The organism is Clostridioides sp. ZZV15-6597, from assembly GCF_020657815.1.
Classification (GTDB): domain Bacteria; phylum Bacillota; class Clostridia; order Peptostreptococcales; family Peptostreptococcaceae; genus Clostridioides.
Map to the genome: position 1 here is coordinate 45,298 of NZ_JAGWCT010000015.1, position 14,593 is coordinate 59,890.

The 14,593-nt window shown below is 29.4% G+C and carries 15 protein-coding genes; 3 read left to right on the forward strand and 12 right to left on the reverse strand.

The features are described from left to right. Window positions 1–44: 44 nt before the first annotated feature. The 12 genes from KGF52_RS05790 to KGF52_RS05845 all read right to left on the reverse strand — a co-directional run bounded on the left by KGF52_RS05790 (window position 45) and on the right by KGF52_RS05845 (window position 11,507). Window positions 45–1,514, reverse strand: coding sequence for an acetaldehyde dehydrogenase (acetylating) (locus KGF52_RS05790; protein WP_227839445.1), 1,470 nt, complete (start codon window positions 1,512–1,514; stop codon window positions 45–47). Between the two features lie 2 nt (window positions 1,515–1,516). Continuing rightward, a complete protein-coding gene (locus KGF52_RS05795; RefSeq protein ID WP_227839446.1) occupies window positions 1,517–2,224 on the reverse strand; it encodes a BMC domain-containing protein in 708 nt (235 codons plus the stop codon). 9 nt (window positions 2,225–2,233) lie between these two features. Beyond that, on the reverse strand, window positions 2,234–2,887 hold the full coding sequence (gene eutL / locus KGF52_RS05800) for an ethanolamine utilization microcompartment protein EutL (RefSeq protein ID WP_003423987.1): 654 nt from the start codon (window positions 2,885–2,887) through the stop codon (window positions 2,234–2,236). Window positions 2,888–2,906: 19 nt separating this feature from the next. Beyond that, window positions 2,907–3,788, reverse strand: coding sequence for an ethanolamine ammonia-lyase subunit EutC (gene eutC / locus KGF52_RS05805; protein ID WP_227839447.1), 882 nt, complete (start codon window positions 3,786–3,788; stop codon window positions 2,907–2,909). A 12-nt stretch (window positions 3,789–3,800) separates the two neighbouring features. Beyond that, complete coding sequence (locus KGF52_RS05810) at window positions 3,801–5,165, reverse strand: ethanolamine ammonia-lyase subunit EutB (protein WP_227828058.1); 1,365 nt, start codon at window positions 5,163–5,165, stop codon at window positions 3,801–3,803. 17 nt (window positions 5,166–5,182) lie between these two features. Continuing rightward, on the reverse strand, window positions 5,183–6,616 hold the full coding sequence (gene eutA / locus KGF52_RS05815) for an ethanolamine ammonia-lyase reactivating factor EutA (protein ID WP_227839448.1): 1,434 nt from the start codon (window positions 6,614–6,616) through the stop codon (window positions 5,183–5,185). Window positions 6,617–6,808: 192 nt separating this feature from the next. Then, on the reverse strand, window positions 6,809–8,206 hold the full coding sequence (locus tag KGF52_RS05820; RefSeq protein WP_227828060.1) for a histidine kinase N-terminal domain-containing protein: 1,398 nt from the start codon (window positions 8,204–8,206) through the stop codon (window positions 6,809–6,811). After that, window positions 8,199–8,774, reverse strand: coding sequence for a response regulator (locus KGF52_RS05825; RefSeq protein WP_227828061.1), 576 nt, complete (start codon window positions 8,772–8,774; stop codon window positions 8,199–8,201). The genes KGF52_RS05820 and KGF52_RS05825 overlap by 8 nt, the downstream gene beginning before the upstream one ends. A gap of 145 nt (window positions 8,775–8,919) precedes the next feature. Further along, the gene (locus KGF52_RS05830) at window positions 8,920–9,369 is read right to left on the reverse strand and encodes a EutP/PduV family microcompartment system protein (protein WP_227828062.1); all 450 of its coding nucleotides are present in this window, start codon (window positions 9,367–9,369) and stop codon (window positions 8,920–8,922) included. Window positions 9,370–9,376: 7 nt separating this feature from the next. Continuing rightward, window positions 9,377–9,727: a BMC domain-containing protein gene (locus KGF52_RS05835; protein WP_169466896.1), complete on the reverse strand. Its 351-nt coding sequence runs from the start codon at window positions 9,725–9,727 to the stop codon at window positions 9,377–9,379. 241 nt (window positions 9,728–9,968) lie between these two features. After that, complete coding sequence (locus tag KGF52_RS05840) at window positions 9,969–11,099, reverse strand: 1-propanol dehydrogenase PduQ (RefSeq protein ID WP_227839449.1); 1,131 nt, start codon at window positions 11,097–11,099, stop codon at window positions 9,969–9,971. Window positions 11,100–11,330: 231 nt separating this feature from the next. After that, entirely contained in the window at window positions 11,331–11,507 is a 177-nt protein-coding gene (locus KGF52_RS05845) for a hypothetical protein (RefSeq protein WP_227839450.1), read from the reverse strand. A 352-nt stretch (window positions 11,508–11,859) separates the two neighbouring features. Here KGF52_RS05845 and KGF52_RS05850 point away from each other — a divergent pair, with 352 nt between their 5' ends. Genes KGF52_RS05850 through KGF52_RS05860 form a run of 3 tightly spaced genes read left to right on the forward strand, consistent with a single transcriptional unit; the run spans window position 11,860 to window position 14,454 of the window. Further along, complete coding sequence (locus tag KGF52_RS05850) at window positions 11,860–13,455, forward strand: recombinase family protein (protein WP_227839451.1); 1,596 nt, start codon at window positions 11,860–11,862, stop codon at window positions 13,453–13,455. Window positions 13,456–13,472: 17 nt separating this feature from the next. Beyond that, window positions 13,473–13,664, forward strand: coding sequence for a hypothetical protein (locus tag KGF52_RS05855; protein WP_255287799.1), 192 nt, complete (start codon window positions 13,473–13,475; stop codon window positions 13,662–13,664). Beyond that, window positions 13,654–14,454 (forward strand): ABC transporter permease, encoded by an 801-nt coding sequence (locus KGF52_RS05860; protein WP_227828066.1) that lies wholly within the window; start codon window positions 13,654–13,656, stop codon window positions 14,452–14,454. Before KGF52_RS05855 ends, KGF52_RS05860 begins: the two co-directional genes overlap by 11 nt. The last annotated feature ends 139 nt before the right edge of the window (window positions 14,455–14,593 follow it).

A 14,593-nucleotide genomic window follows, 5' to 3' on the forward strand; every position in this document is an offset into this window, starting at 1 on the left:
TATTTTTAGAAATTTATAGCTATAAATTTCATTGTTTGTTTTAGTTATGCTAGTTCTTTGACTAATCTTTGAACTAGAAGATTTATTAATTCTTCTTTATCCATTGAGTCAAACATTGATTTTTCAACTTGAGATGTATCTCTTCCAAGTTCTTCTATTTCTTTGATTCCATAAGCTACTCTTTTAACATTTATTAAATCAAGTGGACCTACATTGTTTGAAGTTGAACTTCCACCTATTGCACCACAACCAAGTGTTAGTGCTGGCACAAGGTTTGTTGATGCACCTATTCCTCCAAGTGCTGAAGGAGTATTCACAAGTATTCTTGATACTGGCATGTTAAGAGCAAATCTCTTTACCAACTCTTCATCATTTGCATGCATTGAGAAGGTATGACCTGCACCTTCATTTAGTAATATTTCTCTACATCTATTCATAATAGCCTCTACATTTTCTTCAACATAGAACGCTAGTATTGGTGTAAGTTTTTCTCTTGAATAGGCTACATTATGACCAACTTTATTTTCTCTTGCAACGAGAACTTTTGTATTTTTAGGTACATTTGTTAAATCTGCTAAATTTGATATTACCTCAACACTCTTACCAACTATTTGTGGATTCATAGTACCATTAGCTCTCAATATGAATTTTGCTAATCTCTCACTTTCTTTTTCATTTAAAATATACGCACCTTGATTTTTAAGTTCTTTTAAAACAGTTTCTTCCATAGATTTTTCTATTATTATAGATTGTTCTGATGCACATATAACACCATTATCAAAAGTTTTAGAATCTATTATTCTTTTGACTGCTAACTTAACATTTGCTGATTTATCTATAAACGCTGGGCCATTTCCAGGTCCAACTCCGATAGCCGGTGTTCCTGAAGAGTAAGCAGCTCTAACCATTGCTTCTCCTCCAGTTGCTAATATTAAGTTTGTATCTTTATGTTTCATTAATTCATTAGTTCCAACTATACTTGGATTAGTTATACATAATATTGAATCCTCTGGAGCTCCAGCCTTTATAGCTGCGTCACTTATTATATTAACTGTTTCAAGTATGCATTTTTTTGCATTTGGATGTGGAGAGAAAACTATAGTATTTCCTGCCTTTAAAGATATTATAGATTTGTATATTACTGTTGATGTTGGGTTTGTTGAAGGAATAAGACCTGCCACAACTCCAACTGGTGTAGCTATATCTATCGTATTTGCTTCTTTATCTTCACCAATTATTCCAATAGTTTTTGTATCTTTTAGAGTTTCATAAACTCCCATGGATGCAAAAGTATTTTTAATTACTTTATCTTCCCATTTTCCAAACCCAGTTTCTTCATTTGCCATTTTAGCTAATTTAGTAGCATTATTAAATGTTGCATTTGCAACAGCTTTTACTATTTTATCTATTTGCTCTTGGCTCATTTTAGAAAGTTTCTCTTGAGCCACTTTAGCTCTTTTTACAAGAGTTCTGACTTCTTGTATAGATACTAAATCTTTATCTAAAAGTGTCATAACTATCTATCCCCTCTGCTAAGCTTTTTAATTAAGTTTATCAATTCTTCTTTTTTAAGAACATTTAAATCTTTATAAGTTATTGAAGAGTCTAATTTCTTAGCCATAGCTTTAAGTTTTTTCACGCTGTTCTTTGATAAATCATCTCTATCAAAATCAGAATTTTCTATTTTGACTTGTTCTAATACTTCTTTATTATCATTAGTATTTTCTATTTTTTCCTCATTAGTTTCTGTTAAACTATCATCAACTACTTCAATTTCTTTGTTAATTTTATTTATATCACTATATAGTTTTTCATTATTATTTTCACTATTTTCAGTGCCATCTAAAATTACATTATCTTTTTCCGATAAATTTTTCGATACATTATCAGTTATTTCTAATGTAATCTCAAAGTTTTCCTCTGTATCTTCTGAAACTTCACAGACTTTAGGTTCTTTATTTTTAAATAAAGCATCGGTTACTTCATTATGTATTCTTGGTATAATATGTGATGCTCTTAATGTACCAATTCTAGAAACTGCTATTTCACCTGCTTCTAGAGCTGATTTAACAGCACCAACATCTCCACATATTGTTAAAGTAACAATGCCTGCTCCAACCTTATCAATTTCTAAGATATTAACATTTGCAGATTTTAAACAAGCATCAGAAGCTTCGATTGCAGCAACATATCCTATTACTTCTATTAAGCCTACAGCATCCATTTAATTATCCTAGAATCCTGTTGGATTATCTGCAACTGATTTTACTGCTTCTGCAAATGCATCACATGCTGCTTTACAGGCCGATTGAGAACCTGTAAGTAATGCTCCACCAAAGTTTGTTTCAGTTGGAGGTGCAAATAATTCGCACATCTTAACATCTGCTGCCTTCATTGCTGCATCCAGCGCATACATTGCTTCAAGTGGCGGTGCTACTAAATAAGCTAATGCCTCACCTTCTCTTATTCCTGCTACTTCTGAAAGGTATGTACCTGTTCTTGATACACAGTGAGCATAATATGCTATTGAATCATCATCATTTGCACTTATAAAAGTTGCTCCATATTCTAGAAAATCAACTACTGCATTTAGACCACTTCTTACTTCTGCTGGACTTGGTCCTGCTATTATCCCTAGTACTTCACCAGCAAGCTTTGTTGAAGCATTTGCAGCACCTGCATACATTGATTTTGCATACACAACATCAACTTCTGAAGCTTTAGTTGCTTCATCAAGAGCTGTGTATGTAACATCATCACAGTCTGCAGTTATTAAACCTAAACTTTTGTGATGTGATTTTAGTTCTAGTTTTTGTGCCATTTCTGGACTTATATTTGAAATTATCTTAATTCCTAATATATTAGGACGAATTACATCGTTTTTCATATTCTACACTCCCTCGACTTTATTTAAGGTCTATTCCTGAAGCTTTTTTATCTAACATAGTTTTTATAAGTTCAGCTATATGAGCACCTGCTTCAACTGCAGTTGTTCCACCTTTGTGAATGTTTGATATAACTGTTCTCTTTGCTTCTGCCATTCCTATATATGGCTTATATGCTATATATGCTGACATTGATTCAGCAGTAACTAATCCTGGTCTTTCTCCAACCAACATACATATAACTTCACAACCTAATTCTTCACCTAAGTGGTCCATAGCACCAACTCTACAATGTTTAACAAATAAAATTTCACTTGAATCTATTCCGTACATTTTTAGACCTTGTTTTATAGCTGGCACGCAGTCTTTTAAGTTTGCTTCTATAGCTGCTGAACTAAGCCCGTCTCCTACTAACATCAAAACCCTTTGATTTGTTCCAAGTTTAGATTTTATATTATTTATAGTTTCTGGAGAGAATTTTCTTCCTAAATCTGGTCTTGTTAAGTATTCATCTTTATCACTACATAAAGTTTCTACTGCAAACATATTGTTTTCTTTTATAAATTCTTCATCTACATAAGAGAAAACAGCATCTTGTGCAGCAGCATGGTCTGCTCTAAATCTTAAAACTGTTTCTGTTTTATATCTAGTACCAGCTCTTCCTATACCTATTCTTGCAGGCGTTTTAGACTTCATATCTAAATAAGCTTCTGCGTCCTTTGGATTTTTTACTAGCAATTGCTTTCTTATATCAACTTCTGTTATGTCATCTATACAAGCATCATTATCTATTACAACTTCAGTCACTTTTTTAACAGTTTCAGATACAACATTAGTATCTAATTCTCCAACCATTTGCCCAACTAACTGTTCTACTAATGCTTTTAAATCCTTCTCATTCATACTAAATACCTCCTATCCTAATAATAGAGATGCGTCTCCCGCTAAATCTGTTAATTTACCATCTTTAGAGAATCCCATCTTTTCCATCCAAGCATCAAATTCTTTTATTGCTGTCAATCCAAACATTTCCCTAAGTGATGCTGTTTCATGGTATCCTGTTGTTTGATAGTTAAGCATAACATCATCTCCATGAGGTATTCCCATAAAGTATGTACATCCTGCTGTTGTTAGTAATATAGCTAAGTTTTCCATATCATTTTGGTCAGCTTTCATATGGTTAGTGTAGCAAACATCAACACCCATTGGTAATCCATGTAATTTACCCATAAAATGGTCTTCAAGTCCTGCTCTTACAACTTCTCTAGCATCATATAAATATTCTGGTCCTATAAATCCAACAACTGTATTTACTAAGAATGGTTCATACTTTTTAGCAAATCCATAGCATCTAGCTTCCATAGTAACCTGGTCTATTCCATGATGTGCTTCTGAAGATAATTCTGAACCTTGTCCAGTTTCAAAATACATGACATTAGGTCCTGTAGCTGTTCCGTGTTTTAAAGCTAATTGTCTAGCTTCTTCTATAGTATCGCCATTGAATCCAAATGCTTCATTTCCTTTTTCAGAACCTGCTATAGATTGGAATATTAAATCTGCAGGAGCACCATTTCTTATCGCTTCCATTTGTGTAGTAACATGGGCTAATACACATGTTTGAGTTGGTATTTGATATTTTTGCTTTACCTCTTCAAATCTTTTTAATACTTTAGTAACACTTTCAACAGAGTCATCAACTGGGTTTAATCCAAGTACTGCATCTCCTATACCAAAAGTTAGACCTTCAAGAAGCGATGCAAGTATTCCATCTGGGTCATCTGTTGGATGATTAGGTTGAAGTCTTGCTGATAATGTTCCATGTTCTCCTATAGTTGTATTACAGTGGGCTGTAACCTTTATCTTCTTAGCAGCATAAACTAAGTCCATATTTGACATTAGTTTTGCAACTGCTGCGATAATCTCAGAAGTTAACCCTCTTGATATTCTTCTTATATCAGCACTTGTAGTATTTGAATCTAATAACCATTCTCTAAGTTCAGATACTGTCCAGTCCTTTATTTCTGCATAAACTTTTTCATTTACAGCATCTTGTATTATTCTTGTTACTTCATCTTCTTCATATGCTACTGCAGGATTATTTCTTATATCCTCTAGTTTTATATGTGATAAAACAACTTTTGCTGCTATCCTTTCTTCAGCTGATTGTGCTGCAAGACCTGCTAATTTATCTCCTGATTTTTCTTCATTAGCTTTAGCCATTACATCATATAAGCCTTTAAACTGATAAGTACGTCCAAATAATTTTGTCTTTAAAATCATTTACTTACCCCCTTCTATTAATTAAAAACTAATGTTTTTATTACCACAGGTAAAACCTTACCTTCAACTATAGGTTTTCCAATGTCAATATAATCTCCATTTTCAACCTTTACACTATCAATACAAACAATATCTTTTTTATAGTTCAATAATGCATATATTGCTTGACCTAGCACCTTTGCCATATCATTTTCAACGATTACCACAAAAGGCAAATTATTTTCTATAATTTGTTTCATTCCATCTACAAATCCTTTAGCATACTCTTGTATATCTAAAAAAGTAGGATTTTTCTTGCCTATCATAGCTATAGCAACTTTCTGTAAATCATTTTCCAATTTGAACCAGTTAAGTTTATTTTCTATGGCTTGACTAATCTGTTTTGAAGTACCAATCTCTTCATCAACTGATAATTTTAAAACTGGTAAATTTTTAATTGGGAATGACTCCCTAGTGTAGGTTATTGTACTTCCACTTACTTCAGTAGTGTGAGAACCTGCACCAACCACTGTTGCTCTTATTGTTTCTATTGATTTGACTACATTTACTTTTTTAAGGTATTCGCAATTTTTTATTGCTTGCCCAAGTAAAATTCCCAAATCACCATATTCAAAATAATTCTTTACTTCTCCATTGTAGTAAATATAATCTGCTACTCCACCTGAGAATGAAACATTTTTAATTTTTTCATCTATACTTATTGACTTATTAGTTATTATAAAATCAAATAAAGGCGTTTGAGATTTTAATCCTATACTTTCCATTAATAAATTAACCATTATATTAACTATTGGTTTTGTATTTTCTATTGTAGCTACAGTTCCTACTTGAAGATTTAAGTTATTATCTTTTATGATTTTATCTATTTTAGGCGAAATATAAGTTATCTTCTTACTTGCTTTATCTACCTTTATAAGCCTTCCACCTATATCCAAACACCCAGTATCAGTTACTTCTCCCCTTTTAAATGAAGCTATGTTACTAGTTCCCCCACCTATGTCTATATTTACAATTGTAGTTGAATGTTCTTTTGAATAAATATGAGCCCCTGCTCCTTTTCCTGATATTATACTTTCTAAATCAGGTCCTGCTGTTGCAACGACAAAGTCTCCAGCAAATCCACTTAAAGTATGAAGTACATCATTTGCATTTTCTTTTCTAGCTGTTTCGCCAGTTATTATTACTGCTCCTGTATGTATATCTACTTTAGATATATTTGCTTTTTTATATTCATTTTCAACTATTTCTTTTATTTGTTGTCCATTTATTTCTTTGTTTGAAATAAGAGGAGTAAAATAAACTTTACTTTTATAAATAATTTCCTTGTCTACTATACTTATCCTAGGTACCGAAAAATTTGATTCAGTATTTTCTACTATTAATTTAGAAAAAATCAATTGAGTAGTACTTGTCCCAATGTCAATACCAACACTTAATAATTCTTCTCTCATTTTCTCACCTCCTAAAATTTAAGTATGTCTTAAACAAGCAAAGAGGCTTAAAGCTATAATAAATATTTGTTAAATCAAATATATTTATAAGTTTTATAAATATATTTGATTAACTTAATCTATTAATAACTTTAAGCCTCTTTGCTCAATTAAAACTACTACCTTGTAGATGAGTTATTATCTAATATTAATTTATGTAGGTATAGTAATTAACACTTCGGTTCCATTTTTACTGCTCTTTCTTTTTATACTTCCTTTTAGCATTTGAGTTATATAACTATCTATTATATATGTTCCTAAACTATTTTTATTTATATTATCACTATCAAATCCAATTCCATCATCTATAATAGCGATATTTCTCAAACCATTATCTTTATTTACTAATATCTGTATATTACCACGTTCTCTATTCTTGAAAGCATGGTCATAACAGTTTTGTAGTACTTCATTTATAACTAAAAGTATGGCTGTTGCTTTTTCTCCACTAATTTTAAAGTCTTCACCTGTTATACATATATCGATATCTTTATTAAACAGATATCCGCCTTGAATATTTGATACTAATAAATTTATACCTTCTAATATAGATATATTATTATCGATTTCCTTAGATAATAAGTAATGAGTTGAAAGAATTGCAAACACTCTATTTGTTATATTATCTAGACATTGTTTAACTTCCTCGTTTTGAGACAATCTACTTTGTTTTTTTATTATAGATATTACTGTGTGAAGATTGTTTTTTACTCTATGATGAGTTTCTCTTATAGCTACTGTTTTTAAAATTAGTTCTTCTTCTTTTCGTTTTAAATCACTTATATCTTGTACTATTTTACAAACCTTAAATTCATCATCTTTGATGTATATGGTTTTTATTTTAAAAAACATATTACCTATTGAAACTTCATTTGTTTCATCATAATTCTCATCTATCAATATATCTTCAAACACCGTATGCTCTATGTATAAATCATTGTAATGCATATCTTGTATATCACATTCAAACCCAATACTTTTATACATGTCAGTTGCAATACGATTTTTAATTTTCAGCTTTCCATTTTTATCAAATATAAGTATAGCAGAATTTAAATTATCAACTAAAAAGTCATTATTTTCTATCAATTTTATAAACTGATGTGAATTTTTATTTTCTTCATCTTCGTTAGTGTCAAACTCATTTTTAACTTCACTACTTATATCTTTTTCAACTATTAATACTGCTAGAATTTTGTCATCCAATGTTATTGGTTGAATATTCTGTTTAACCAGTTTATATTCTTGTGTTAAAGCCTTAATATCTCGTGCTCTTTCTCCAGTCTTTAAGCACTTTATAACTCCTGGTTCATTTTCAATTAGAGCTTTTTTTCCTATAACATTTTCACAGTATAATGACTTTTCTTTAGGTCTACCATGTGCCACCACAATTGCTTCATCATCACATTTACTTAATACATCTATAAAAACATCAGCCTCATAAAAGTTAGCCATTAAATCTAAGGATTTTGATACTTCTATAATTTTTTCAATTTCATTTTTATTTAAGTATGTTTGTGTAATTGCTATTTTTTTTATCGTATTAATCATCGTACCCTATTATAATCATTTTAGCAATTTCCATCATTGAAGTTCTTTTATCCATACTTAATTTTCTTATTATATTGTATGCTTCATCCTCAGAAACTTTAAACTCTCTTATAAGTATACCTTTTGCTCTTTCTATTAACTTTCTTTCATTTAATTTAGAATTTACTTTCTCTAAATCTTTTTTCATTCTTTCAAATTCATTTACTTTATTTAAACACATTTCTATAGTTGGTATAAGTGATTTTTCACTTGCTGTCTTTACTAAATATCCATAAGCACCTATACTTTTAGCTTTTTCTATGTATTCTTTATCTTCAAATGAAGTTAATAAAAGTACTCCACCTGCTAGATTTTCCTTACATATTATTTTACCTGCCTTTATACCATCAAGAATTGGCATTTCTATATCCATTATAACTAAATCAGGCTTATGTTTTTTACACATTTCAACAGCTTCAAACCCATCGCATGCTTCTCCTATTATTTCATAACCATTATTTTCTAGGACATCTTTTATATCCATCCTTAACAGTGGTTCATCATCAACCAATAGTATTTTTTTCCCCATGTTCCTACCTCACTTAAAGATTAAATCTTCTTAAAATAGTTTTATATATATTTTTATGTTTTTATAAAATGCTAAATTTATATTTTATTTAACTCTCTGTTTAATTTAATTCTATCATAGTTTTGAGTTAAAAAAATATTTTCCCCTAAATTTCGTCTATTTTTTTAGATTTTTCTAGATATTCAAACAATTTTTCAAGTCCTATACCATCAATTGTATCTATTTTAAATATTTGACTTGCTCCTGCTAGTGATAATCGTTCATAAGCTATATTAATTTCATCTTCAGTAGACATATTTATTTTGGTTATAATTCCTATTACATCTTTACAAAACATACTTGCAAATCCTGGTGCTATATAATTTTCTTCTTGTGTAGCATCATATACTATTGCTATAATTTTTGCATCTACAGATGTTGTTATCAATGCATTGTACAAGCTTCTATTTTCCATATATTCACCTGGAGTGTCTATTGCATCATTGTAAAGTTCTACTGATTGGGTTTTCTTGTATTTCAATTCCAATTGGTCTAGTTTTTGGCACAAAGTGGTTTTACCACTTCCTGTTTTTCCCATAAAAATTATATTTTTCATTGTATTATTATGTCCTTGTTATTTTAGTAGATGAGAAGTTCAACATATTTCCTAAAACTTCTAAAACATCATTTAATGCTGATTCTACAGAACTTACATCACCTGATATTACTACAGAACCACTAAATCTATCTATAAACCCCAAAGATACATTTGAAGATTTTGTAGCAACATCTGCTGCTATTATTGATGCTTCACTTGGTGTTATTGTGAGTATTCCTATCGCATCTTTTTTATCAAGCACTAATCCTAATTTCTTATATATATCTTCATTAGGATTGGCTATTATATGTGCCAATGTAACCTGTTTTCCAGGAACATATTCTTGAATAACTCTTTGCTTAGATTCTTCAGCCAAATTTATTCCCTGCTTTCTTTAAGTATAGTTTATTAAAAAATTACTTGCTAAAAATAAAAGGAGCTCCATAAGAATAATATTAATATTCCTAAGAAGCTCCATTGCTTTTTTACTAAAATATCACACCTTTGTGATACTTTTATTATAGTTTTCTGCTTTATATTTGTCAATATATAATTTATATTTTTAAAAACATTTTCCCTATTTGTATAATATTATGTTTACATGTAATAAAATGTAGTTATTTAATATTATTTAATATGTTTATTATATCCTCTTCAGTTGGTACCTTAGGGTTGGTTAATGTACAAGTATCTTTTATGGCAAGCCTTGCTATTTCTCTCTCTTCATTAATTATATCTTCTAAACTTAATTTACACTCTGTCAATTTAGTTGGCATATTCATTTCTTTTTGCAGTTTCTTTATTTCATTTACTAAGTTTTTAACAGCTATTCTTATATTACCATTACCAAATCCTACTAATTCTGCTATTTGTGCATATTTTATAGCTGTATCTGAGTAAGCTATGTTGGTATATCCTATTATTGATGAATTATATTCTATAACATGTGGAAGTAATATTGAGTTTGTTCTTCCATGTGGTATATGAAATTTTCCGCCTAATACATGCGCTATAGAATGATTTATACCAAGTGATGTTTGGTTAAATGCCATACCTGCTAAACAAGATGCATTGTGCATTTTTTCTCTAGCTTTTATATCATTTCCATCTTTGTATGCTTTTAATAAATATTTAAATACTAATTTTATAGCTTTTTCAGCAAGTGCATCAGAAAAATCATTAGCATTTGTGGATACATAAGCCTCTATTGCATGTGTTAATACATCCATACCTGTATCTGCTGTTATAAAATTTGGTACAGTTTTTACAAGTTCTGGGTCTAGTATTGCTATATTTGGAAGTAAATCATCACTTACTAATGGATATTTACACCCTTTTTGATTATCTGTTATTACAGAAAATGATGTTACTTCTGAACCTGTTCCACTTGTTGTTGGTATTGCTATAAATTCTATATCAGTAGCATTTAATATTTTTTTAGAAAAATCCATTATAGATTTTGCAGCATCTATCGCAGAACCTCCTCCTAATGCTATTATTATATCTGGATTAATAGATTTAAATTTTTCTACTCCTGCTACTATTGTTTCTATTGGTGGGTCTGGTACTATTTCTTCAAAAACTTGATATGTTGAATTTATTAAGTTAAATGTTATTTTATCTATTGTTTTTGATTTAACCATAAATGGGTCTGTTATTATTAATACATGTTTATCTTTTAATTCTTGTAGTGCTTTTAATGCTCCTTCTCCAAATTTTATTTTGGTTTTAATTTCAAAGTTATTCAAATTTATCTCCTCCTTAAATTCAATGCACAAAAAAGCTCCATAGATAAAATCTATGGAGCTCCTTTGCTCTTTTAACACTTCATTGTGTTATATTAAAATATACTATTTGATTAATCTAATGTCAAGTTAATAGTATATAAAATACATCTAGATATTTTCTCATTTGCATATCTCATTTGCATATCTCTTTTTTATATTTAATCTTTAATTTTCTAAATCAATAATCGAAATTTATACATCAGTTTTACTTACTTTTAAGTCTTCTTCTAAAGTATTAAAAGCTTTATCCAAAACTTCTTTAGAATATTTTTTGCTTACTATATTTACAAACCATCTAGCTTTAGCCATTTCTATTTCATTAAGTTTAGCCTCATCTTTAGGAAAAATCTCTATAACTTTGATTTCCATACACAAACCTCCTACAAAGTTTTTGCTATAAGCCTTAATTTTAAAAATTCTTCCTTATAAAATCATTTAGATTATAACTTTTTATATTAGTTTATGAAGTTATAGATTTGTCCTGATACAACTAAGTACTAAATTTAATGTATCTGCTGATTATTTACTAGATTTTTCGTGATATAGAAGTAAAACCTAATAGACTGATAAAACTGATTTAGAATTTAAAAAGCAAAGAAATAAAAGAAATAAGTAGTCATATATTATAAAGAATAGATTTATGATATTGTTAAAAGTTATGGTATTTTTTTAGCATTGAATACAATATAAATAACTACCTAACTTATAGGAGGTTTTAATTTTGAAAGCTGCAATTTATTCAAGAAAATCAAAGTTTACTGGTAAAGGTGAATCTATAGAAAATCAAATACAACTATGTATGGACTATGCTAAGTCTGTTGGTATAAAAGATTTTTTAATATATGAAGATGAAGGCTTTAGCGGTGGTAATATAAATAGACCTCAATTTAAGAAAATGATGCAAGATGCGAAAGCAAAAAAGTTTGATTATCTTGTGTGCTATAGATTAGATAGAATATCAAGAAATGTATCTGACTTCTCTACTTTAATAGAAAAACTAAATAAACTAGATATATCTTTTATATCTATCAAAGAACAATTTGACACTTCTACCCCCATGGGAAGAGCTATGATGTTTATATCTAGTGTATTTGCACAGCTTGAAAGAGAAACAATAGCTGAACGTATAAAAGATAATATGTATGAACTTGCTCGTACTGGAAGATGGCTAGGTGGCAAAACTCCTCATGGATTTAGCAGTAAAAAGATTAAATACTTAGATGAAAACCTAAAAGAAAGAAGCATGTATCAGTTAGAAGTTAGTGATGGTGAAATGGAAGTTGTTAAAATAGTTTATGCTAAGTATCTAGAACTTAGGTCTCTATCTCAATTATACAAATATGTTTATCACAATGGAATAAAGGGTCCTCGTGGTGGTAAATTTGACCCTAGTTCATTATCTGGTATACTTAGAAGTCCTGCTTATGTGAAAGCTAATGATGTTGTTGTAGAATATCTTAGAAATAATAATATGGAAGTTATCGGTACTCCTGATAATGAATGTGGAATACTTACTTATGCTAAAAATACATCTACACCTATAGCAGCTATTGCTAAACATAAAGGAATTATAGATTCTACTACTTGGCTTGAAGTTCAAGGTTTACTTGATGCTAATCGTGATAAGAGTCCAAGAACTGCTACTGGTAAAGTTGCTTTATTATCAGGACTTTTAAAATGTTCTAAGTGTGGTTCTAATATGAGAATTACTTATAAAGGTAAACGAACTGATGAAGAATTAAAGTATTATTATGTATGTGGTACTAAAAAGAATCTCGGTATTGATGCCTGTAATTGTAAAAATCTTAATGGGCCTTTAGTTGAAGATATTATTATTGAAAGAATTAAACATTGTAATGTCGAATCTATTATAGATGCTTTTCATGAAAATAAGATTAAAGTTGATGATGTATCAAATAGCGTTAAAAATGAGATTGATTTATTTAGGAATTCTATTGAGGATAAGGAAAAGAGCATTGGGAATTTGGTTATGGAGCTTGCTAAAAATACTGGTAGTGTTGCTTCTGATTATATTATCTCTCAGATTGAAAGTTTAAATAATGAAATTGAAGAATTAAAGGTTAGGTTTAGAAACTTAGAAGATAAAAGTGTTGATATTAAAAATGCCAGTGTTAATTTAGATATTGTTGTTAGTAATTTAGAAAAGTTTAATGATATGGTTGATAATGCTAATCTGGATAATAAGAAGTTATTGCTTTCTACTCTTGTTGATTCTATAGTTTGGGATAGTTCTAGTGGTACTCTTAGTATTGTTTATATGGGTGCTGACATGGATGACTTAGTTTCTGTTGTCTGATAGGTCGCACTTCTGTAGTGATGGCAGAAGCAATAAGCATATCAGATAAAGTTGCAATACTATCTAAAAGACCAGCTACTATAAAAAATATTTATGACATTGAACTTAATATGGATGGAACAAAAACGCCTCTCAAAACACGTAAAGTTCCCGATTTTCAAAAGTATTTCGACATATTATGGAAGGAGCTAGATACACATGAGGCTTAATAAAAGATCTGAAGGATATATAAACTATATTAAAGGTGTAAAAAGAGAAAAAAGAAATGTATTATTTTATCAACTATTAATTTTAATTGGTTTTATTATAATTTGGGAGATTTTAGCTGATTTAAATGTTATAAATACTTTTCTATTCAGTAAACCAAGTGATATTTACAATTTGTTTATTCAATATGCATCTAGTGGCCAACTATTTAAACATATTGGAGTATCTGTATATGAAACAGTTCTTGGTCTTGTTATAGGAACTGTTTTAGGTATTCTAGTAGCAATTGCTCTTTGGTGGTCAGAAAAATTATCAAAAATATTAGACCCATTTTTGGTAGTTTTAAATGCTCTTCCTAAGACTGCTTTAGCTCCTATAATTATAGTTTGGGTTGGTGCTGGAATAGAAGGAATTGTAGTAACAGCTGTAACTATTTCTGTTGTTGTTACCATACTTTCAGCCTATAATTACTTTATTAATATAGATGAAGAAAAAATTAAGATGTTAAAGAGCTTTGGAGCTAGCAAATCACAAATCCTATTTAAACTTATATTACCTGCAAATACAGGAAATTTAATAAACTTAACTAAGATTAATATTGGTATGGCTTGGGTAGGTGTTATAGTAGGAGAATTTTTGGTATCAAGATATGGAATAGGATACTTGATAGTTTATGGTAGTCAAGTATTTAAGCTAGATTTGGTAATGATGGGCGTATTTGTATTAGCTATTTGTGCATGGGCAATGTATGCTGTAGTCAACATTATCGAAAAAATATACAATTCTAGATAAATAAAAAATCTTATTTAGTAAATTTAATCATACTAGTATTTATACTATAGGATAGTTTTTTAGAAGTACTCTAATTGTAAAATCAAAAAATTATAACTATATAACTTTAATATTTGAAACTGTAGGAATATTTGTGAGA

What these genes read in the sequence shown, in the direction of transcription:
- KGF52_RS05790 (WP_227839445.1), bottom strand. Translation starts at nt 1,514, where the DNA reads ATGACACTTTTAGATAAAGATTTAGTATCTATACAAGAAGTCAGAACT.
- KGF52_RS05795 (WP_227839446.1), bottom strand. Translation starts at nt 2,224, where the DNA reads ATGGATGCTGTAGGCTTAATAGAAGTAATAGGATATGTTGCTGCAATC.
- eutL (WP_003423987.1), bottom strand. Translation starts at nt 2,887, where the DNA reads ATGAAAAACGATGTAATTCGTCCTAATATATTAGGAATTAAGATAATT.
- eutC (WP_227839447.1), bottom strand. Translation starts at nt 3,788, where the DNA reads ATGAATGAGAAGGATTTAAAAGCATTAGTAGAACAGTTAGTTGGGCAA.
- KGF52_RS05810 (WP_227828058.1), bottom strand. Translation starts at nt 5,165, where the DNA reads ATGATTTTAAAGACAAAATTATTTGGACGTACTTATCAGTTTAAAGGC.
- eutA (WP_227839448.1), bottom strand. Translation starts at nt 6,616, where the DNA reads ATGAGAGAAGAATTATTAAGTGTTGGTATTGACATTGGGACAAGTACT.
- KGF52_RS05820 (WP_227828060.1), bottom strand. Translation starts at nt 8,206, where the DNA reads ATGATTAATACGATAAAAAAAATAGCAATTACACAAACATACTTAAAT.
- KGF52_RS05825 (WP_227828061.1), bottom strand. Translation starts at nt 8,774, where the DNA reads ATGGGGAAAAAAATACTATTGGTTGATGATGAACCACTGTTAAGGATG.
- KGF52_RS05830 (WP_227828062.1), bottom strand. Translation starts at nt 9,369, where the DNA reads ATGAAAAATATAATTTTTATGGGAAAAACAGGAAGTGGTAAAACCACT.
- KGF52_RS05845 (WP_227839450.1), bottom strand. Translation starts at nt 11,507, where the DNA reads ATGGAAATCAAAGTTATAGAGATTTTTCCTAAAGATGAGGCTAAACTT.
- KGF52_RS05860 (WP_227828066.1), top strand. Translation starts at nt 13,654, where the DNA reads ATGAGGCTTAATAAAAGATCTGAAGGATATATAAACTATATTAAAGGT.